Source organism: Acinetobacter sp. 778_lipA, assembly GCF_058242985.1.
Window position 1 is genome coordinate 403,899 of record NZ_JBZAYT010000001.1, and the last position, 20,720, is coordinate 424,618.

Below are 20,720 nucleotides of genomic sequence, written 5' to 3' on the forward strand. Positions count from 1 at the left end.
TGCGGCATTGATTTAAATAATTATCACAATGAAAATAAGTCTTTTAATTAAGGTTCTTATCTTTAATTACTTTTCTTAACAAGATCTGAAATTCTTTTTTTTCTGCATTACTTTTATTTGATTTTTCTAGCGTTTCTAACAAAGTTTCTAATACCTGTGGGTCAAAATGAGAAGATCTTTGCTGACTTTCCTTCCAGCGGTACAGTTTCCAATTATTTAGATTAGAAATTCGTCGATCACTATTGCCAAGGTTCTCAAGAAAAGTACGCATAAAAAGTGTACCTTTTAGAAATTGATCATGAAAAACAAATTGACCGTCAGTATACTTTGTTTGTAGCAGCATAGGTGGTAGATCAAGTTGCCCATTAGATATATCAATAAGTGTAGTGAGTCGGCTCCATAATTGAGAAGTTTTATAGGTACGATTCAATATAAATTTGTCAAAGTTTTCTGGATTTTTAGGTAAACTTCTCTCTCCATAAGCGCCAACTTTTCCTTTTCTAATCAATCCTTCTGACCATGCCGCTAGGCTTTCTGTAAGCCAAGGCTGCTTAAACATTGTATATCCATAGCTGTAAAGATGAAATAGTTCATGGGCAACTGTAGAAGAGTTTGTAGTTAGATTCGGAATATTATTGCTAATTAATATAACTAATGCACATGCATTCTGCTTTAATGGATTATTGATATGTTGATGTGGCTCGTCATAAGCTAGACCGAGACCATTTAATTTTTGTATTTGTATATCAATATATCGGACTCTTTCTTTATAACGCGGGCTTTTTAACGGATCTTGATAACCTAGCAACGTCCAAGCTTTACGTATTGAATTTGCTTGAATCGCAATATTTTCAATATAATCGGGTACATTATTTTTGTTTTGATCTTCAGGAAATTCAAGGGCGTTTTCTCCAGATATTGTATAAAAAATGCGGAGATTTTTATTGCCATAATAGACATTGTCAAGTTGACTTACTGCAGAAGGACGACTAGCGCCGCAATCGGCTTTTGCACTGATGCAAAAGCCTAAATGAAGCATAGAGAATAATAAAATCAGACCATTATTTGATGAAAGTTGCTTTATCATCGAATTGCTTCAAAAAGAGCTTGCCATTTTTGAGCAAATTGTTCTTGGTCTGTTAGCTGAGTACATGCATATGCAGCTTCACTAAAGTTTTGTCTCATTTGTTCATCTTTAAGTAAAGAAATAATTTTTTGAGCAAATAATGTTTCATTTTCAAATGGAATTAAGAAACCATTGATACCATCATTAATCATATCTGATGGGCCATAATCAATATTGTAACTAACAACTGGGCAGCCATGACATAAAGCTTCTAAAACTGCCATGCCAAAACCTTCTGACCGGCTTGAAAAAAGAAATAAACTTGCTTGATCGTATAAACTATCTGTATTTTCGTTATAGCCCATTAATTTAACATGATTATTTAACTGATAACTATCTATTTCATTTTGCAGAAAGGTCTGTTCGCCACCAAAACCATAAATATTTAAATACGCATTCGGTATTTCCTTTATAACCTCTTTAAATACTCGAATAAGGCTATCCAAGTTTTTTGCTTTGTCATAACGTGCTATGGTTAAACAGGATAGGGGATTGCGATCAGTAAATTTTACGTGCTTGATAGACTTCTCATAAATATGTGGAATAACGAATAATTTTTCATGTATCTCAAATCGTTGTTGAATATGTTCTTTTTGCCGTTCAGTTAAAATAACCAATGCATCCAGTTCATCGCTATGTTCAAAATAGCTACGGTAATGACGATTAATACTGGCTCGATAAATATCTGCCCCATTTAAATGAGTCGCATGGATTGTGCCAATAAAACGCATATTTTTTTGCTTGATGTGCCTCAGGGGTTCATAAAAATGAATGGCACGATCAATTAGAATATACATGAGATCATTTATATAGTTTTTCGATATTTTTGAAAACCAGTATTGAATGAGTTGGGACTCTAGATCAAATACCTCAGTGATAACACCATTTTCATCTAATAAAAAAATGTTTAAAAGGATATTCTTCTTTTTCTCATTTAATTGGTAATTCTTAATAATTACTGGATAGCCTTTAATATGAAAATATGTTTCGGTTATAACTGTTTGAGTTTCTAAACTTATAGTTTGAATACAACTAAGATGGCCATAGCTATCATAAATGAGCCGACCATTTTTTATACCTTGTTGAAATGTATTTACATAACGTAAAGTAGGTGAGTCCTTTTGTCTTATTTCATAAAGATAATTTTTATTATTTTTGTCATGAAGTCTTTGATTAAAAGTATCAAAAATCTGTGTGTTTGATATATTTTCATTGAACATTTTTTTATCATTTTTATGATATTTTTTTTCAGCTAGTCGTAAGGGGGTTCCTTGTAAATCTCCATATAAATTAAGGTAACCAATAGAGGATGGGGCAAGGTTGCTGGAAACTAAGTTCCAATAGTTTTGTGCCAAAGAACGATCATAATCAGTTGTAATAATGATTGGATCAATACCAAGTTTTTCATGAAGTATTTTTGCACGTTTTAATAGGGCAAAAACCAATCCATTTTTTTTCTCATCAATTTTAGGAAATAAAAAGAAATAATGATTTTTCATAATAGAATATTCTGTAATTTTTTGATTAATATCATATGTTTTCAATGTGGGTCGATTTTAATAAATCATTTTTTGTGAAAATTGGAGGAGTGTATTCCTTTAGCCCTACTAATTCGATTTTTTCTCTAAGAGAATCTATAAAAAAGTAAGGATGGTCAAACATTAATTCTTTTAAATCCTTTTTATGGAATCTCCACCATTTTAAAGTTTTTAATTTTTCAACAATATCATCACTAAATCTGGGTCTAATTATTCTTGCTGGATTTCCACCGACTATCATATAAGGTGCAACATCCTTAGTTACTACACTGTTAGATGCAATAATAGCACCATCACCGATGCTAATATTGCTCTTCAAAACGACATCAGCACCTATCCATACATCATTTCCAATAGTAACATTTCGTTTGGTTCGTTGAAGATGGGTTACCTTTAGAGGATCAGTACTATGATAATCTTCAGCATAAAAGTGAGGTGAAGTAGATATCCATTCGGGGAAATGGTGTGCTCCCATAATTTTAATATTGGTAGCTAGACTTGAGTAACGTCCAATAGAAACACCATAACCTAAATTTGAAGAAGAATAAGAAAATGCACTAATAGTACATAAATTTAAGATATTGCTGTAAAAATTATTATGCCCTTCAATTCTTAAATCATTGTTTAAGTTAATAAGCCTATTTGGATTTCTTTTTAAGAAGAGCATATTAATATTTAATGTCTGAAGTAATTTTTCTACTTTAAAAAATTCAATTTGAGTGGTTTCATTTGATAAAGCATCTTTATAATTTTTCATAGTTAATCCTTAAAGTGTAAGTAATAAGCAATATAACCAGACAAGTTATGTTCGTTGTCATCAATCCTTGTGCGAAAATTTTCTTGTCTAACAAAAAAACTATTTAAAATAATATTTGGCTTTTTGAAATACATCGCAATTTCTGGATAGAAATAACCAATTACCCGTTGATATTCTAATCTTGTATTTATAACATCACATAATTCAGAGAATTTTGATTTCTCGAATAGCTCATTACCTTCCTGATGAGGGAGTCGAGAAACCATTTTGTAAGAGGCCATAAGCATTTCGAGAAAAGTTCCTCTAGCCGTTCTTCGATTTTTATATCTTTTTAAATATGGTAAATAGTTTTGAATTCCAAATTCAAAATATTTTTTTTCAGGACATAATAGACTAAGCTCATTTGTACAATAGCTAAGCCAATGGTCATTATATTTCCAATAATCATTATCAATAAAATGCTCATACATAATTTTAACTGTTTTTAGTAATTCTTGATCATTATTTAATTGATATAGTCTCAAAAGGGCTAAAGCAGCTTCACCATCATAGTAAATTACTCTATATTCTTCTTTTACTTCTAATGAAGGATAATCTAAAATATGTATGGTCTCACCATTTGGCTTTATCATTTTTTTTATGCCATTGGCTAGCTTTTCGGTAAGTAATAAAAATTCAGTACTTCCTGTAACTTCCTGGTATTTAGTGAACATTAAAATTGCAGCTGCGTTTGCACCTAATTTAATTTCAATGTTAGATTTATTTTGCTCGATAATAAATGCTGAAGATTGGTCCGTGGGGTATTTAATAAGATTTTTAATAGTATAGTTAATTCCTTTTTTGATTTTATCATAATTTATAAATTTTTCTGAAACTTCAAATACTTCTAGTAAAGAGTATAAGGAGGTACAATGTCGAATACTATTATAACTGGTTAATCTTTCATTATTAGCAGGGATATATCCATAAATAAATTTTCCTGTTTCTTGATCAATTTGCGAATTTAAATATATACAATTATCTTTAATTATCTCCAATATACTTTGTCTTTTTTTACTATCATCAATAGTTCTAATACCATTATTTATATAGTCATAGTTTAATTCATAAAAATCTAAATTTTTAAAAAAAATACCTTTACTTCTAAATGTATAAATTAAATCTTGGTCTTTGATTTTTCTTCTAGAACCTATATTATATTTGTGCTTTAAATATTTATTTAAATTAATCTCATTAAATGAACTTGCTTTATCCCAAGTTTTCCCTTGAATAATTGCATTTCCATAAATTTCTTGTTCTAATAAAGCAATACTGAAATTTTCATCAAATGCAATGCCTTTTCTAAAGTAATTATTTAATTTTTCTTCACTAATGATTTGTAAAAGATCTTTGAATTTTATTTTTTTTAAGTCGTGAACAATATCAATTTTTAAGTAATTGGATATTTTGTTATTTTTTTCATAGATATTTTTTATATAATTTAGAGTTTTCTTAATTGCAATATCTGCATTTAATGGTGCAGTATTCCATACCTTAGCTCTGATATCATTTGATCCATAAGAAATAAAAACAATAATTTTATTATCCCTCTCTTCTTCCGTTAAGATTGTATCATTGTTATTAATTGTTTTTTTTACAAAAGAAGAAATTTTAGCACTAATTTGGTTTAGGTTATCTAGATGTGTGCTCATTTTAATCCTATATAAATTGTTTTCTAATTTGATGACTTTGTGAAATACAAATAATTATTGTATGCTTTATTTTTTTTTTCAATATGTTGTAAATTATAAATTTTTTATATTTCATATTGGTTTTAAAATTTATTTAAATCAATGTTTTATTTTTAAAGTTGTATGTTGCTGATGATTGTTATTAAATTTTTTATGGTATGTTTTTAACCTATATATGATTAAAAGCATAGTTTTTATATTCTTAATTAAATATGGTTTTTAAGTTGGTATTAAGGTTCTCTTAATTAAGCTTATTTCTCTACACTTATATTGGATTATTTTAAAGAGGCTTTGTTACAAAAACTGATCTTCAAAGCATATTCATTAATATAATTATTCAGATGGATAAGCCTATACCTAAATCTATCGAATGATCAATTTTCTTTCTTATAGCTAAACTTTGCTAAAGAGATGAAATTTCTCGATCTGATTTGTTCGCAAAATTAGTGGTGTGCGCAACCAAAAGGCAGCAAGAAAAAAATTAAATCTACTCAAATATTGCTACTCTGTGCTGTCTTAATGATTAAATTATTATTCAAGTTATCTTGAAAAATGACCACGGGATTAGATAAAAGTATCATTCATTTTTTGTGGATTAAATTGGTTAGTCAGAAATTATTTTATCATCATGAAAATGATAAAGTAATATTGATATTGGTCACCCAAAAGCATTGATTGACTTCATTAAAACTCATAGGTGATGGCGAAAGAAGACTAAGAAATAATAACCAGAATATCATCGGTAATGGCATAAAATCCATATGGGTATTGATGCTGAAAACCTGCAAATACTTATTGCTTAGCTTTGGACAAATAATCTTAGTGATTAACAGGCGCTCGGTAATCAACTTGATCCAATTCCATGAGATGATCGAATTGATTCAGACTATATAGATGGAGTTCATGATACATAACACTGTAGACAAGCAATTTTAGATGGCATGCTTCTGCTGTAATTTCACCCAAAAAAATGCCAAGCCTTAGGAAGACTTACATTAAGTGCAATGATCTACTCAAAACAGTCAAATACTTGAATCGAATAATATGGAATATTGTTGGGTACTATTATTTAAATTGGTCGAAACCAAGATGCAATGTATTAAATTATTTCAGCGATAAATTGTCAGCAAAGCATTTTTAAAGTTAGGTCAACGAAGTACATGCTCCTATAACCATACTGAATAAATCTTCTGAATTAAGAATCTCATACCAAATTTTCAATTTATGTCTCAGGGCAACTTTAACTTTTAATTTTTTAATAATAGGATGATAATTAGTGGTGTTTACTTCTTTTTCTATATTTTGCAAAGTTTTAAGTTACTTTAAACTGTTTTAATTTTCTGTTAAGTAATTTTTAATGTTGTTTTTAGTATACTTTATTAAAGTATTTTAAAATTATATTTTAAATAATCGAGTATTTTTGTTCGAGTGTTTAAATAAATCTAATTAAACATTGTGTATTTAAAGATTTTTTTAATTTTGGCGTTGATTTTTAGTCAGTGTTAAAGTGTTTTTTTATTTAAATTATTTATTTTTAATGTGATTTATTTTTATCTTTGCAGTTTTTTTATATTGCTCTGATATTATATTTTTTAAGTTTTACAGTATCTGAGCGTATTTTTGGGTAAAGGTAAAGACATTTCTTTTGTTTTATTTATATGTTTTAAAAAACATTAGATTTAATTCATATATTTAATATATTGCATCTTTAGAGAACTTTAGAATGTCCTTTCTTACGCCTCGTAAATTTTAATTATTCATCATGGTTAAAAATAAGCTAATAATATTATTGACTTATATGTTGTTTTTGTTTTTTTCTTAAGGGTTTTTTTGGTTTTTTTTGGTTTTTTTTTGATTGCTTTTGAAAATAATTTCGTCAGTTTTATACATTGTTTAAAAGAATAGTGTGATTTGTATCATGTTTTTTAAAAAACTTATATGCTAGTTTTATTGCGTTTATTTTTGTTACTTTTTGGTGTATTAATATGCGTACGTATGCCTATGTTAGAATTGAACCCAATGCAGAGTTTGAATCAGGTAAATTTCTTTCATTTTTTAACGAATATGGTTATAAAATCCAAAAAAATCGATTGGTTTTTGAGGAAGTTTCAGTTAATAAGTCAATAATTTTTAGAGATAAATTATTAAATTTGATTGATTATTCCTTAGAGGATGATGATTTGTTGGTAATAAAAAGTATTGATTGTTTAGGTAGCAGCTTTGAAGAAATCTTATCTATAACAGATAAAATTCATCAAAAAAAAATAAGATTAATTTGTTTAGACTACTCAAAAAGTGAGATCAATGGAGACATGAAAATTTTTTTTCTTCATTTCTTAAGGTTATGTTTTGAATTCGAAAAATTATTTAATTTTAATACTGAAAAACAAAATAAAATCGTTAAAAAAGTTGGAAGACCAGAAATTTTGACAAATGATCAAAAAAAACAAGTGCTTGAGCTATTTAAAAGAGGTGAGAGCGTTTATTCCCTTGCTAAACGGTTTACAGTGACTCGCACAGTTATACAAAGGATTTTAGATAAAGCAGCAAAAAAATAAATTTATTAAAAATATAGCCTTAATTATACCCGGTTTAAAAATAACGGGCTAATTAAATTTATGTTATTTAAAAATTTAAGCTCGTTATTCTATAATTTATAAACTTAATTTAAAAAGTATTTTCAGTAAAATAATATGATTTACAAAAAAGCAGAGTGATGGAGAGGAACTTATAATGATACAAACTAAAATGGATTCAGTGAACAAAGATTTTTTTTGGGAAAAATTCAAATTTTTGATTCACTATTGGCGCTTTACTTATTAGGAATGAGATGATGTGACATGTAACTAAAAAGTAGCTATAAATTATTGCTCTACTATTTTGTAGTGGGTTAGCTTATGCAAATGATAATAATAGCGTTAAGAATCACTTTGATTTTGGTATCTATTCCTATGAGGAAAACTTTAAAATTCTGGATATAAACGATTGTAAAAAAGTATTGTGGCCAATTATTTTGGTCGCAATATTGGAAAATAATATTTTTCTGCAGATCTTATTGGATAAATTCAAGAGAGTGAAAACGAGTCTCAGATTTTTGTCTGCTTGCTTATAGGTTGGGCTTATGTCATTGACTTTGCGCTGTTAGATGTTACTTAGTTAGATCGCTTAAAGGGCTAATCCGAAAAGTAAGATGCTAACTGATTTAAATCAATTCCCATCTGAGATTTTTGCTAAAGAATATAGTCTTAATTGATTTATAAGGCTGCTTTGTTTTATCTTCAGACTAATCACGAAATAGTTAGTATAAATGACGTGCTGTATTGCTTTTAGGTTTGTATGTCTAATTCCATTTCAGAATTTTTTTCAGAAATATGCTCCAACAAAGTGCTTAATGATATAGCAACAACCGTTAAAAAACGACGCTAAATCTGATACAATATCGCCAATTTTTGAATTCCCATTTTCCAGTTCAAGTACATATTTATAAATGTGTACATAACTGTGTACATATTGTAGATTTTTTATGTTTAAAGATGAATTAGCAGCGCAAGTCGCTCAGCGACGTACCTTCGCTATTATTTCCCACCCCGATGCTGGTAAAACCACAATGACAGAAAAACTGTTGTTGTGGGGTAAAGCAATCCAAGTTGCAGGTATGGTTAAAAGTCGAAAGTCTGACCGTTCTGCGACATCTGACTGGATGGAAATGGAAAAAGAGCGTGGTATTTCGATTACCACCTCAGTCATGCAGTTCCCTTATAAAAATCATGTCATCAATTTACTTGATACTCCAGGGCATGAAGATTTCTCTGAAGATACCTATCGTACTTTAACTGCCGTTGACTCAGCGTTGATGGTGATTGATGGTGCAAAAGGGGTCGAGGAACGGACCATCAAATTGATGGAAGTGTGTCGTATGCGCGATACCCCGATCATTTCTTTCGTCAACAAAATGGACCGTGAAATCCGTGAGCCATTAGAATTGCTTGATGAAATTGAAAGCGTGCTTAAAATCCGTTGTGTGCCGATTACTTGGCCATTGGGTATGGGGCGTGACTTCGCTGGTGTATATAACATCATTGAAAATAAGCTTTATGTATATAAAGCGGGTTTTGGTTCGACCATTACAGATATTGAAATCCGTGATGGATATGACTATCCAGACATTCGTGAAAAAGTCGGTGATCTGGCCTTTGCTTCATTTGAAGAGTCTTTAGAACTGGTGCAAATGGCGAATGATCCACTTGATCCAGCGGAGTTTTTAGCAGGGCGTCAAACCCCAGTACTGTTTGGTACCGCTTTGGGTAACTTTGCGGTTGACCATGTATTAAATGCATTTATTCAGTGGGCACCACAACCGAAAGCGCATCCAACACATGAACGTACTGTTGAAGCAACGGAAGAAGGCTTCAGTGGATTTGTATTTAAAATCCAAGCCAATATGGACCCAAAACACCGCGACCGTATTGCCTTCATGCGTATCTGTTCAGGTAAGTATGAGAAAGGTTTAAAGATGAATCATGTACGTCTTGGTAAAGATGTACGTATCAGTGATGCATTGACATTCCTTGCGGGTGAACGTGAGCAACTTGAAGAAGCTTGGCCTGGTGATATCATTGGTTTACATAACCACGGTACGATTCAGATTGGTGATACATTCACTTCTGGTGAAAAACTTCATTTTACGGGGATTCCACACTTTGCACCTGAAATGTTCCGCCGTGTACGCTTAAAAGATCCATTGAAATCTAAACAATTGCAAAAGGGTTTAAAAGAGCTTTCAGAAGAAGGTGCAACGCAGGTGTTTATGCCGCAAATCAACAATGACTTGATTGTTGGGGCTGTAGGTGTACTTCAGTTTGATGTAGTGGCATACCGTTTGAAAGAAGAATACAAAGTAGATTGTATTTATGAGCCAGTGAACATCAACACAGTGCGTTGGGTTTCTTGTGATGATGAAAAGAAATTTAATGAATTTAAGAAAAAGGCACATGACCAACTTTCTGTCGATGGTGGTGGGCATTTAACTTATCTCGCACCAAGCCGAGTAAATCTACAATTAATGCAAGAGCGTTATCCAGATATTCAATTCCGTTCTACACGTGAGCATTAAGTTCAGCTAACTTATTGCAAAATGTAAAAACAGCTTCCTTGTGAAGCTGTTTTTGTATCAAAATACAATGCTTTTTGTCCAAAGGGATTTATGCAGTGCAATTTTCAAAAAAAATAATTTCAGTGCTTTGCTTAAGTACAATGGTTTTGGTTGCATGTGATTCTAAAAAAGATCAGGACAAAGATGGTTCTGTATTCCAACCCAAACAAGAAGCCGCTGAAGTCTTACCTTATTTAAATATTCAAGAAACCAAAGCTGATTATGCCTTACCGTTTTGTGAAAAAAATAATTGCATTGAAATCGATATTCAAACCATTAAGACTCAAGACAATTGGTTAAATCAGTGGATTGCAAATAGTCAGTCCAACGTGATTCAGGCACAGATTGATTTAAAACAAAACATGACCTTACAACAGGCCATTAATGCTTTTGTCAAAAAATCAGATACTTGGCAAGAAGAATTCCCGAAAAATAAAGCGTTTGAACTGCATATGCAAACGCGTATGGCTTCACAACGTAATCAGTATGTTTTGTTGCAAGTTTCAGTCAATAGTTTACAAGCAGATGTCAGTATCAAAGAACGACAATACTTTTTTGTTGCTGACCGGAAATTGAAGAAAAGCTTAAGTATTTTAGATGTGATTGATGCCAAACATCAGAACCAACTGAATACTTGGGTCCAAGAAAAATATGCAGAATGGTTGGAAAAGCAAAATAGCGATGTGAAAAAGAATGCGCCTAAAAAGTTATATTGGGGACAAGCCGATTGGTTCTTTGATGGTGAAGGTGTTGGATTGCATTATCGCGCCAATGAAATTGTCGAAGATGGTACCCAGCTGGATATTTATTTGAGCAAAGAACAGACGCAAAAAATACTTAAGCCTGAAGTGTATCAACATATGTTCTAAGGTGTATCTTGATCATTCTGCCAATTTTAGCGGGATTTTAAAGCAGAGCGGTTAAGATTAGTTGGTCCTTGTTGAATTGACTCAGCGATCAATAAACTTGAGCCACTTATTGCATAACGCTTCAATTTTCATACAAATTTTGATTGAGGATTTGTATAGAGAAGAATAGGCTAATGAATATAGAGATTAAAAAATCTTGGCTTGATTCGTTGGATAGGTTGGTGAAATGTTAAATCAAAAAAGTACTTTAGCGCTTTCAATTCTGGTGATCACTTTAGGGTTAACTGCATGTCAAAAATCTGACTCGAAAAAAGCAGAGCCAAAAGTTGATCAAAGTGCTGCATCTCAAGTGCCTGATACTTCAATGTTATTACAGGGCGATACAGAAAAAGTAAAATTGACATTACCTGAGTGTAATGGGAATACATGCCCTGAGTTTTCTATAGAAAGACTAAAAAGTAATCAGGCTTTTGTTGATGAAACGATTGATCAAGCGATTTTAGATAATCTGGATAAAATGCTGGATATCGCGCAATTGAGTAAAGCGAAAAAAGACGCAGATCAGCAACAAACGGCTTCACAAGCTTCAGCAAGTGAGGTGCAAGTCAATAAAACCCCTGTTCAGCAATTGCAAGAGCGTGTACAACCTTATGCAAATTCATTCCTTGAGATGGATAAAGAGCTTAAAACATTAGGGGCAAGTGGCCAGATCACGATTAGTTTAAGTCCTAAAATTTTAAACTCAGATAAACCTTTAGCGACGGTGGTATTAAATACCAGTAGTTATTTAGGCGGCGCACATGGGGCATCTGCGCAAACCTATTTTAACTTTGATTTGGTGAGTAAAAAACAAGTTGGCTTGGATCAAATCATTGAAGCCAATCAAAAAGCTAAATTTGAAAAATTGGCACATGATGCATTTAAAACTTGGGTTATCGATTCAAAACTTGCTGAAAGCGTCCATGAATATGAACAGGCGTGGAAGTTTACATTATCAGATAATTTCTATTTGGGTAAACAAGGTCTGATTTTACAATATGGTGAATATGATATCGGGCCTTATGTTGTTGGCTTACCGCGCTTGATGATTCCTTACGATCAGTTAAAAGGCGTGTTGAAAAGTCAATATTTCCCAGCGGAGATGCAAGTTGATCAGCCAAGCAGTTCTGCACCTGTTGCAAGTGGGAAAGCGAAATCCTAATGCCTTGGCCTTTGTTTGATACACATACACATTTTGATGCTCCTGATTTTGATCTGGATCGAGAACAATTGGCCTATCAAGCAAAAAAGGTAGGTGTAGAACATTTGATTTTGATTGGGTTTTTATATGAACGCTTTCAAGATTTGATTGACACTCAACAATTTTTAAATCAGTTAAATAATGCACCCCGAAGCCATCTTGCACCGGGGTTGCATCCCTTTTATATCGAACAACACCGCCTAGAGCATTTAAATGCTTTGGAAAATATACTGAAAACTGAAGCTTGTATTGCGGTTGGTGAAATAGGCTTGGACACGTTTCTTAAACAGCATAAACAAGCTGAAATTTTTCAAAAACAACAAGATTTTTTTTCAGCCCAAATTGAACTCGCCCAGCAATACGATAAGCCAATTCTTCTACATATTCGTAAGTCACATGCTGAAGTTCTTGCAATGTTGAAACAGCACCAGTTTAAACATGGTGGTATTGCACATGCTTTTAGTGGGGGGGTAGAAGAGGCGAAAGCCTTTATTAAATTAGGCTTTAAACTCGGTATCACAGGGCAAATTACCAATCCAAATGCGAAAAAACTGCATACAGTTGTACAAGCGGTTGGTGCGGAACATTTAGTACTAGAAACCGATTGTCCAGATATGACACCGTTGTGTTGCCAGACATCTGACCAGCAGCATACCCGTAATACGCCGGTGAATTTGCCTTTTGTCTTGACGGGTTTAGCTGAAAGCTTGGCAATTGAACGAACAACACTTGCAGGTGTATTGTGGAAAAACTCACATGAATGCTTACATTTACCGATGTAAATTTGAATAAAAATAACCAATCAACAACACCTAAAATAATTATTTGTCTTAGATTTAAAGAAGTACTCCAAGTAGCCAATAAGAAAGTCAACGCCAAGCTGGAGGTTTAACCAATGGCAAAATATGGTCATATCAATAGTTTAAATTCTTTGCAAAACTTAACTGTAGGGAATACAAATTATAAAATTTTTAGTTTAAATCAGGTTCAAGCGAGTTTAGGTGATATTTCAAAATTACCTAAATCACTCAAAGTACTGCTGGAAAACTTACTCAGATTTGAAGATGATGTAACAGTGAGGCAAAGCGATATTCAAGCGATTGTCGATTGGCAGAACAATAAAACTTCAGATCAAGAAATCCAGTATCGCCCTGCACGAGTATTGATGCAAGATTTTACTGGTGTACCTGCTGTTGTAGATTTGGCTGCGATGCGTGCAGCTGTACAAAAAGCCAATAAAGATCCCAATTTAATTAATCCTTTATCTCCAGTAGATTTGGTCATTGATCACTCTGTGATGGTGGATCATTTTGGGACAGATCATGCATTCGAAGAAAATGTTGAAATTGAGATGCAACGCAATGGAGAACGTTATCAATTCCTCCGTTGGGGGCAGTCTTCATTTAATAATTTTAGTGTGGTACCACCTGGAACAGGGATTTGTCACCAAGTCAATTTAGAATACCTAGCTCAAGCAGTGTGGCTGGGTGAAAGTGAGGGTGAGGTATTTGCATTTCCCGATACCTTAGTTGGTACAGATTCACACACCACGATGATTAATGGCTTAGGTGTATTGGGTTGGGGCGTGGGGGGGATTGAAGCCGAAGCGGCCATGCTTGGACAGCCGATTTCAATGCTGATTCCAGAAGTGATTGGTTTTAAATTGACAGGAAAATTGCGTGAAGGAATTACCGCAACGGATTTAGTTTTAACTATTACTCAGATGCTACGTAAAAAAGGCGTGGTGGGTAAATTTGTTGAATTTTATGGTGATGGGCTCGCATTTCTACCGCTTGCAGACCGTGCAACCATTGCCAATATGGCGCCCGAATATGGTGCAACATGTGGCTTTTTTCCGATTGATGAAATCACTCTAGGGTATATGCGTTTAACGGGTCGTAAAGAAGATCGTATTGCATTGGTTGAGGCTTATTGTAAAGAACAAGGCTTATGGCGTCATACTGGGGATGAACCTGTATTTACCGATGTGCTTGCATTGGATATGGGAACGGTAGTAGCAAGTGTTGCTGGCCCGAAACGTCCGCAAGATCGAGTGGCATTGCCTGATATCCCACAAACTTTTAGTGCCTTAATGGCGCTGGATCTTAAGCCAGCTAAAGGTGAGGAAAAAGAACGTTTAGCCAATGAGGGTGGGGCCGGTAACGCCATTGATTCAAAACAATCTGCATTACAAAATGAAGAACCACATTGTGTGATTGACGGTAAACGCTACCCATTGACGGATGGGGATGTGGTGATTTCTGCGATTACCTCATGTACCAATACTTCTAATCCAAGTGTGATGTTGGCTGCGGGTTTGTTGGCAAAAAAAGCCATCGAAAAAGGCATTCAACGTAAGCCATGGGTGAAAAGCTCTCTAGCACCAGGCTCTAAAGTCGTAACCGATTATTTAGAAGCGGCAGGTTTGATGTCTTATTTAGACCAGTTGGGCTATAACCTGGTTGGTTATGGTTGTACCACATGTATTGGTAATTCAGGGCCATTACCCCAACCGATTGAAGATGCTATTCAGTGCCACGACCTGAATGTTGCATCGGTACTTTCAGGCAACCGAAACTTTGAAGGGCGGGTACATCCTTTGGTAAAAACCAATTGGCTAGCATCACCGCCTTTAGTGGTTGCATTTGGCTTATTGGGCACCATTCGTAGTGACATTACCAGCACAGCATTGGGGCATGATCAGCAAGGACAACCAGTATATTTAAAAGATATTTGGCCGAGTCAAATCGAGATTGATGAGGTGCTGCAAAAAGTCAATACAGCGATGTTCCATAAAGAATATGCGGCAGTTTTTGATGGTGATGAAAAATGGCAAGCAATTCAAATCCCTGACTCTGAAACCTATGAATGGGATGAAAACTCAACGTATATTCGTCATCCTCCATTCTTTGAAGGCATTGATCAACCCGCGAAACCAATTAAAGATATTCTCAATGCAAATATCTTGGCCGTTCTTGGCGACTCAGTCACAACAGATCATATTTCTCCTGCGGGGAATATCAAGAAAGACAGTCCAGCAGGTCGTTATCTAGAAGCGCAGGGTGTCGATCAAAAGGACTTTAACTCTTATGGATCTCGTCGTGGCAATCATGAAGTGATGATGCGAGGAACCTTTGCCAATATTCGTATCAAGAATGAAATGCTCAATGGTGAAGAGGGCGGCAATACCCTCTATATCCCGACAGATGAGAAGTTAGCCATTTACGATGCTGCGATGAAGTATCAGCAAGATGGTACGCCGTTGGTCATCATTGCAGGTAAGGAATATGGTACAGGCTCATCACGTGACTGGGCGGCGAAAGGCACCAATCTTTTAGGAGTAAAAGCGGTAATTACTGAAAGTTTTGAACGAATCCATCGTTCAAATCTGGTTGGTATGGGGGTTTTACCGTTGCAATTTGTGGATGGTCAAACTCGTCAATCACTCAACTTAACTGGGCGTGAGCAACTGTCGATTTATGGACTTTCTGATGACATACAACCACATGAAAGTTTAGATGTGGAGGTTAAACGTGTTGATGGTTCAATAGATCGTTTCAAAGTGTTATGCCGTATTGATACTTTGAATGAAGTGGAATATTTTAAAGCAGGTGGTATCTTGCATTATGTGCTGCGTAATTTAATCGCTTCATAGCCTAATCAATAAATCACGATTTATTTCAGTTCTCCAAGCCCTGTATAGAATGCAGGGCTTTTTTTATTTGTTTAAAAGAGAACTTGATGTTGATTTTTAAGGAAGTAGTGAATTTAATTGCCATATACCGAAGGAGTTAAAATAAAGTGAATCTGCTTCAAAAAACTCAGATGAGGAGCGTTTAGAGAGTTTGAATTTTTCCATATCCTCTTCAGCCCTGAATGTATCACCTTTTTTAAAATCAGGATCTTCGGCTAAAATATAAAGTAGAAATTGATTTAAGGTGAAACTGGCTTCATTGACACTAGACGAAATACAGCCATCTGGTTTTCCAAACTGATGCATGCCGCACGAATAAAGATATTCTTGATCAGAAACAACTGGTATAAATGCCTTAAAAATATCCAATAAATTCGTTGCAGAAAATTCGAGCCATTGTTTTTTGCTATGTGTAAGCCCTGCTGTTTCTATTTTTATACCTAATCCACCTGCCTTTAATAACGCTTGTCCAAGCTTAAAGGCATCTTGTACACTTTGAAAATGACCACCTTTGCATATGAGGTAGAGCAGCATATTGTGCTGATCGATTTGATCGAGCTCATGGTCTGAAAAGCGTTGCATACTGAATAATCTGAATATACGACTTACTTCAGGATCATGATTATGTTCTTCAACTTCAACAAAATGATCAGAATACTGTGATGTCATGATCATCCCCGCATAAATATACCCAGTGTCGCATTCAAGCATGGCATGAACTAATTCCTGTTGATTTTTCCATACCCCAGGAATGCATAAAATAATCTGTTGTGAATTTTGCATTGTTCGAACTTTTATATTTGTAAAGTTTGATCTTAGCATTGCAAATTTAATTTTTCATTTTCACTGCTTATTTTTGATAAAATGAGCTTGATTTTTTGAGCCTAGATTTGAACCATGACTGAACTTTTCCAAAATGATGAATATGAGCGCCGTTTTGCAGGTGTAGCCAAAATTTATGGAGAAGAGACATTCAATCACTATGAAAAAAGTCATGTCATGGTGATCGGTATTGGTGGGGTCGGCTCATGGGCGGTCGAAGCCTTAGCACGTACAGGGGTTGGCGAGTTAACACTGGTCGATATGGATTCAGTGGCTGCTTCAAATATCAACCGACAGCTGCCTGCAATGACCTCTACATTAGGTCATGAGAAAATTCAAGTGATGGCTGAACGTTGCCGTTCAATTAATCCTCGGATCAAGATCAATTTGATTGATGATTATCTCAGCCCTGAAAATGTGAAAGAAATTTTAGAAAATGTTCCCGATATTATTTTAGATTGCATCGATGACGTTAAAGCAAAATTTGCACTCATGCTACATTGTCGTTTTAATAAAATTCCTTTGATTGTTTCGGGTGGGGCAGGTGGTAAGCTTGATCCTCTAAAAATTCGTGTTGCTGATTTATCTAAAACAGAACAAGATCCGATGCTTGCTAAATTGCGGAGTCAATTGCGCGCCAAAGGCATTTGTAAGAAACCAAAAGAAAAATTTGGCATTACTTGTGTGTATTCAATTGATAATCCTTTTTCTAGTGCTGATGTGTGTGCAAGTGCAGGCTTGCGTTGTGGTGGATATGGCTCGGCTGTAGTGGTGACGTCTAGTTTTGCGATGGTCGCCGTTGCAGAAGTGTTGAAAAAGTTAGATCGGATCAAATTAAGTGCTTAGTATTTTTAAGTAAAAGTTTAGGTTCATTTAAAAATCATAAAAATTCAGTTAAATTAATCTGAAATAAACGCAATAACAGAGAACAATCAAAATGAGTTTTTTCAAAAAGTTATTTGGAAAGAAACAACAACAAATACAAATCAATCGAAACCGCTATGCTGAATTTTGGCAATGGTTTGAACAGCATCAAGAGGATTTTCACCGTATTGTGGATGAGTTAAATCAAGATACGATTCAGGCGGATTTCTTTGATAAATTATCGCCTGAATTGGCCAAAGTTCATGGTGGCATTTTTTTCCTTACTGGGATGCTTGATTCACAAACAGCTGAATTAATTTTAACGCCAGATGGTGTTGTGGCAAACATTGTATTTGTAGAGGAATTGGTGGCAGCAGCCCCTGAAATTCCCGGCTGGAAATTTACCGCACTTAAACCCGCAAGTGATATTCAGCAAACCAGTATTGGTATGCATGGTCATGAGTTTAGTCAAAAAACGCTATCGTTTTATTTAAAAGACCATGAAGAATATCCAGATGAAATTGATCTCGTGGTTGTGCATGATCAATATAATGAAGCTCAAAAAGCTGAATTCTTACAAGCAGTTTATATCTTTTTGGATAATTATTTGGGCGAATATGATTCGATTACAAAACTAGATCAAGTTTCGCTGCAATTCAGACAAGATGCTGAAAAAGAATTAATGCCTATCGATCGTTTAAAGAATATTTTAATTTTAAAGAACGGTGAAATTTCTCGCTTAGACAAAATAACTCGTTCAAGTACTGATGAAGATGAATATATCAGTTTGGAGGGGGAGACCAATGAAAGGTTGCCCTTGGTGGCGATCTTAAATAGTACCCTTTTAACATGGGATCAAAAGGCTTCTCACCCTTGGATGATGCTGGTTGAAATACCTTATGCTGGTCAGAACTCCAGTGGTATGCCATCTGCTACAGATTATGAGTTGCTTAACACGATTGAAGAAGAATTATTAAATGAGCTAAAAGATTTTGAAGGGTATTTAAATATTGGACGCGAAACGGGTAATAACTTAAGAACTATGTATTTTGCTTGTAAAGAGTTTAGAAAACCCGCCAAAGTTATAGATCAGGTGGTTGAAAAATATCAGAACAATTTTGAAATCGATGTCAGCCTATTTAAAGATAAATATTGGCGTTGTTTAAATAAGTTTGGTTGTTAACTATGCTGAAAAGTCGCTTGAAATGCTCTATAGCATTCAGACCATAAACATGGACAGCTTAGAGAATGAAATGGCTTTTTAATCGACCTATCCTCGATCTTAAAATAACCCTATTGGCGATCTTGTTGATTGGCGGGATTGCATATTACCTTTATTCAACGGTTCGTCATTTTCAGGCGGTCAACCAATTGGATGAAGCTAAAACAATAATGCGTGATATACAGAACTTGCTGGGCTGGTCAATCCTTCAACCTCAAGCAAATGCAATTCAAGTCTGTAATTTGCAAAATATCCAACAGATCAGCAAACAGGAAGAGTTTCAAAAGATCAAGCAACTGTTGGGCTGGGAGGTCAATATTCAACAACACAGCAAATATGTTGAAAGTATAAACGTGTATGCAGCACCTGATTTACACGGCTGTATTATACGTGCTCATTTTCGAAAAGACGCCTTTGTGAGTGATGATCTTGCTGGCAAATATATTACTTACCAATATGATTTTAAAAAAAGCACCACAACATGCGTCACCAATATAAAAAAGTATGCTTTGGTGAAATCTTGCACGCGTTTGTAAAAAACATACTTTATCTGTTCAGCTCAATCAGTCCTGCAAATAAATAAACTCATGCTGTTGGGGCACTTTGCCCGTTTGTTTTGCGATAAAACCATCATAAAGATTGAGTAAAACAACAGCGCAAATAATACAAATAAAAACCAGTAATTGTTTGGATGTCCTCATACTATTTCTCTCTGATGTAAGTCGCTTTAAGTAAAGTCTAGTGAAATCAAAAAATCTAATCTAATATAGAAAAAAGCAGAATTGATCTAATTTTGAGATGGATATGGCGACATTCAAACAATTTAATTATTTGATTAGAATTGTGGAAGAAGGTGGTTTTATTGCGGCTTCTGAAAAGTTGTTTATTGCCCAATCTGCTTTAAGTCGCCAGATTAAGCTTTTGGAGGACGAAGTAGGATTTGAAATTTTTGACCGCAGTGATAAAAAAATAAAACTCACCCAAGCCGGACAGTTCTTTTATGCTCAAATTAAAAATAATTTGCTTAACTTAGATCATATTATTGAAAATGCTAAAGATATTGCAGATGGAAAAAATCGACTCATCAAAATTGCACACTCAAGTAGCATTAGCATGAGCTTAGAAAAAGTCAAAATATTTGATCAAACCGCAAAGCATCTCAATGTTAATTTCGAAATCAACACCTTGTCATCTGAAGACCAAATTCTTGCACTGATGAAAGGAAATATTGATGTTGGTTTTATTCGCCCACCTGTTTTAAATCGCCTAGATGAGTTATATACAACCACGCTCTACCCTGAACCTTTATACGTTGCACTACATCAAAATCATATTTTAGCTTCAGAACGCAGTATCAAAATCCAACAGTTAAAGCATGAAAATTTTGTTTCTACACCACATGCAGAACGGGGAGGTTTAAGTTATTTGGTTGCAAACCTTTGCTTAAGTGCTGGTTTTTCTCCAAAGAAAGCGGCGGTTCAGTCCCGTAAAGTTTCACAATTGCAATTGGTGGCTGCTGAAATTGGAATTTGTATTGTTCCTGAAGAATTTAGACATATTCTACCTAAACAGGTACGACTGATTGCTTTGGATGCTGAAAATGCATGGTCTGCTGTTGTGATGGTCTGGAGTAAAAATGCAGATGGTGTCATTCAGCGATGTAATGAATACATGATCAAACAGTTTCAACGATTTTAAAGACCATC

At 34.2% G+C, this 20,720-nt stretch carries 15 protein-coding genes; 10 read left to right on the forward strand and 5 right to left on the reverse strand.

Annotation, left to right across the window (positions count from 1 at the left end; translation table 11 throughout):
- Positions 1–43: 43 nt before the first annotated feature.
- The 4 genes from AC4CUY_RS01940 to AC4CUY_RS01955 are packed head-to-tail and all read right to left on the reverse strand — an operon-like array spanning position 44 to position 5,112.
- A complete protein-coding gene (locus AC4CUY_RS01940; RefSeq protein ID WP_490773596.1) occupies positions 44–1,087 on the reverse strand; it encodes a peptidase MA family protein in 1,044 nt (347 codons plus the stop codon).
- Entirely contained in the window at positions 1,084–2,625 is a 1,542-nt protein-coding gene (locus AC4CUY_RS01945; protein ID WP_336953448.1) for a glycosyltransferase, read from the reverse strand. Before AC4CUY_RS01945 ends, AC4CUY_RS01940 begins: the two co-directional genes overlap by 4 nt.
- Before the next feature lie 31 nt (positions 2,626–2,656).
- Positions 2,657–3,421 (reverse strand): CatB-related O-acetyltransferase, encoded by a 765-nt coding sequence (locus AC4CUY_RS01950; RefSeq protein ID WP_490773597.1) that lies wholly within the window; start codon positions 3,419–3,421, stop codon positions 2,657–2,659.
- A 2-nt stretch (positions 3,422–3,423) separates the two neighbouring features.
- Positions 3,424–5,112, reverse strand: a complete 1,689-nt coding sequence (locus AC4CUY_RS01955; RefSeq protein ID WP_490773598.1) for a hypothetical protein — start codon at positions 5,110–5,112, stop codon at positions 3,424–3,426.
- 2,024 nt (positions 5,113–7,136) lie between these two features.
- Here AC4CUY_RS01955 and AC4CUY_RS01960 point away from each other — a divergent pair.
- The 6 genes from AC4CUY_RS01960 (at position 7,137) to acnA (ending at position 16,067) form a co-directional block, all read left to right on the forward strand.
- Complete coding sequence (locus AC4CUY_RS01960) at positions 7,137–7,709, forward strand: recombinase family protein (RefSeq protein WP_336953445.1); 573 nt, start codon at positions 7,137–7,139, stop codon at positions 7,707–7,709.
- A gap of 965 nt (positions 7,710–8,674) precedes the next feature.
- Entirely contained in the window at positions 8,675–10,264 is a 1,590-nt protein-coding gene (locus AC4CUY_RS01965; protein ID WP_336953444.1) for a peptide chain release factor 3, read from the forward strand.
- A gap of 140 nt (positions 10,265–10,404) precedes the next feature.
- Positions 10,405–11,172 carry a hypothetical protein gene (locus AC4CUY_RS01970; RefSeq protein ID WP_336953456.1) on the forward strand — a complete coding sequence of 256 codons (768 nt, stop codon included), beginning with the start codon at positions 10,405–10,407 and terminating at the stop codon, positions 11,170–11,172.
- 226 nt (positions 11,173–11,398) lie between these two features.
- The gene (locus AC4CUY_RS01975) at positions 11,399–12,373 is read left to right on the forward strand and encodes an RsiV family protein (RefSeq protein WP_490773599.1); all 975 of its coding nucleotides are present in this window, start codon (positions 11,399–11,401) and stop codon (positions 12,371–12,373) included.
- Positions 12,373–13,194, forward strand: coding sequence for a TatD family hydrolase (locus AC4CUY_RS01980; protein ID WP_490773600.1), 822 nt, complete (start codon positions 12,373–12,375; stop codon positions 13,192–13,194). The genes AC4CUY_RS01975 and AC4CUY_RS01980 overlap by 1 nt, the downstream gene beginning before the upstream one ends.
- Before the next feature lie 113 nt (positions 13,195–13,307).
- Positions 13,308–16,067: an aconitate hydratase AcnA gene (gene acnA, locus AC4CUY_RS01985; protein WP_490773601.1), complete on the forward strand. Its 2,760-nt coding sequence runs from the start codon at positions 13,308–13,310 to the stop codon at positions 16,065–16,067.
- Positions 16,068–16,163: 96 nt separating this feature from the next.
- On the opposite strand, the gene AC4CUY_RS01990 is transcribed toward acnA, so the two are convergent.
- Positions 16,164–16,889, reverse strand: coding sequence for a DUF4261 domain-containing protein (locus tag AC4CUY_RS01990; protein ID WP_490773602.1), 726 nt, complete (start codon positions 16,887–16,889; stop codon positions 16,164–16,166).
- Positions 16,890–17,003: 114 nt separating this feature from the next.
- Between AC4CUY_RS01990 and AC4CUY_RS01995 the strand changes: the two genes are divergently transcribed.
- The 4 genes from AC4CUY_RS01995 to AC4CUY_RS02010 all read left to right on the forward strand — a co-directional run bounded on the left by AC4CUY_RS01995 (position 17,004) and on the right by AC4CUY_RS02010 (position 20,712).
- Entirely contained in the window at positions 17,004–17,774 is a 771-nt protein-coding gene (locus tag AC4CUY_RS01995) for a tRNA threonylcarbamoyladenosine dehydratase (RefSeq protein ID WP_490773603.1), read from the forward strand.
- A gap of 91 nt (positions 17,775–17,865) precedes the next feature.
- Positions 17,866–18,975 carry a DUF695 domain-containing protein gene (locus AC4CUY_RS02000; RefSeq protein ID WP_490773604.1) on the forward strand — a complete coding sequence of 370 codons (1,110 nt, stop codon included), beginning with the start codon at positions 17,866–17,868 and terminating at the stop codon, positions 18,973–18,975.
- 65 nt (positions 18,976–19,040) lie between these two features.
- Positions 19,041–19,550: a hypothetical protein gene (locus AC4CUY_RS02005; RefSeq protein WP_490773605.1), complete on the forward strand. Its 510-nt coding sequence runs from the start codon at positions 19,041–19,043 to the stop codon at positions 19,548–19,550.
- A 268-nt stretch (positions 19,551–19,818) separates the two neighbouring features.
- Positions 19,819–20,712 (forward strand): LysR family transcriptional regulator, encoded by an 894-nt coding sequence (locus AC4CUY_RS02010; protein ID WP_336953435.1) that lies wholly within the window; start codon positions 19,819–19,821, stop codon positions 20,710–20,712.
- The last annotated feature ends 8 nt before the right edge of the window (positions 20,713–20,720 follow it).

Coding starts and splice junctions, on each gene's coding strand:
- AC4CUY_RS01940 (WP_490773596.1), bottom strand. CDS start 1,087: ATGATAAAGCAACTTTCATCAAATAATGGTCTGATTTTATTATTCTCT.
- AC4CUY_RS01945 (WP_336953448.1), bottom strand. CDS start 2,625: ATGAAAAATCATTATTTCTTTTTATTTCCTAAAATTGATGAGAAAAAA.
- AC4CUY_RS01950 (WP_490773597.1), bottom strand. CDS start 3,421: ATGAAAAATTATAAAGATGCTTTATCAAATGAAACCACTCAAATTGAA.
- AC4CUY_RS01955 (WP_490773598.1), bottom strand. CDS start 5,112: ATGAGCACACATCTAGATAACCTAAACCAAATTAGTGCTAAAATTTCT.
- AC4CUY_RS01960 (WP_336953445.1), top strand. CDS start 7,137: ATGCGTACGTATGCCTATGTTAGAATTGAACCCAATGCAGAGTTTGAA.
- AC4CUY_RS01965 (WP_336953444.1), top strand. CDS start 8,675: ATGTTTAAAGATGAATTAGCAGCGCAAGTCGCTCAGCGACGTACCTTC.
- AC4CUY_RS01970 (WP_336953456.1), top strand. CDS start 10,405: ATGGTTTTGGTTGCATGTGATTCTAAAAAAGATCAGGACAAAGATGGT.
- AC4CUY_RS01975 (WP_490773599.1), top strand. CDS start 11,399: ATGTTAAATCAAAAAAGTACTTTAGCGCTTTCAATTCTGGTGATCACT.
- AC4CUY_RS01980 (WP_490773600.1), top strand. CDS start 12,373: ATGCCTTGGCCTTTGTTTGATACACATACACATTTTGATGCTCCTGAT.
- acnA (WP_490773601.1), top strand. CDS start 13,308: ATGGCAAAATATGGTCATATCAATAGTTTAAATTCTTTGCAAAACTTA.
- AC4CUY_RS01990 (WP_490773602.1), bottom strand. CDS start 16,889: ATGCAAAATTCACAACAGATTATTTTATGCATTCCTGGGGTATGGAAA.
- AC4CUY_RS01995 (WP_490773603.1), top strand. CDS start 17,004: ATGACTGAACTTTTCCAAAATGATGAATATGAGCGCCGTTTTGCAGGT.
- AC4CUY_RS02000 (WP_490773604.1), top strand. CDS start 17,866: ATGAGTTTTTTCAAAAAGTTATTTGGAAAGAAACAACAACAAATACAA.
- AC4CUY_RS02005 (WP_490773605.1), top strand. CDS start 19,041: ATGAAATGGCTTTTTAATCGACCTATCCTCGATCTTAAAATAACCCTA.
- AC4CUY_RS02010 (WP_336953435.1), top strand. CDS start 19,819: ATGGCGACATTCAAACAATTTAATTATTTGATTAGAATTGTGGAAGAA.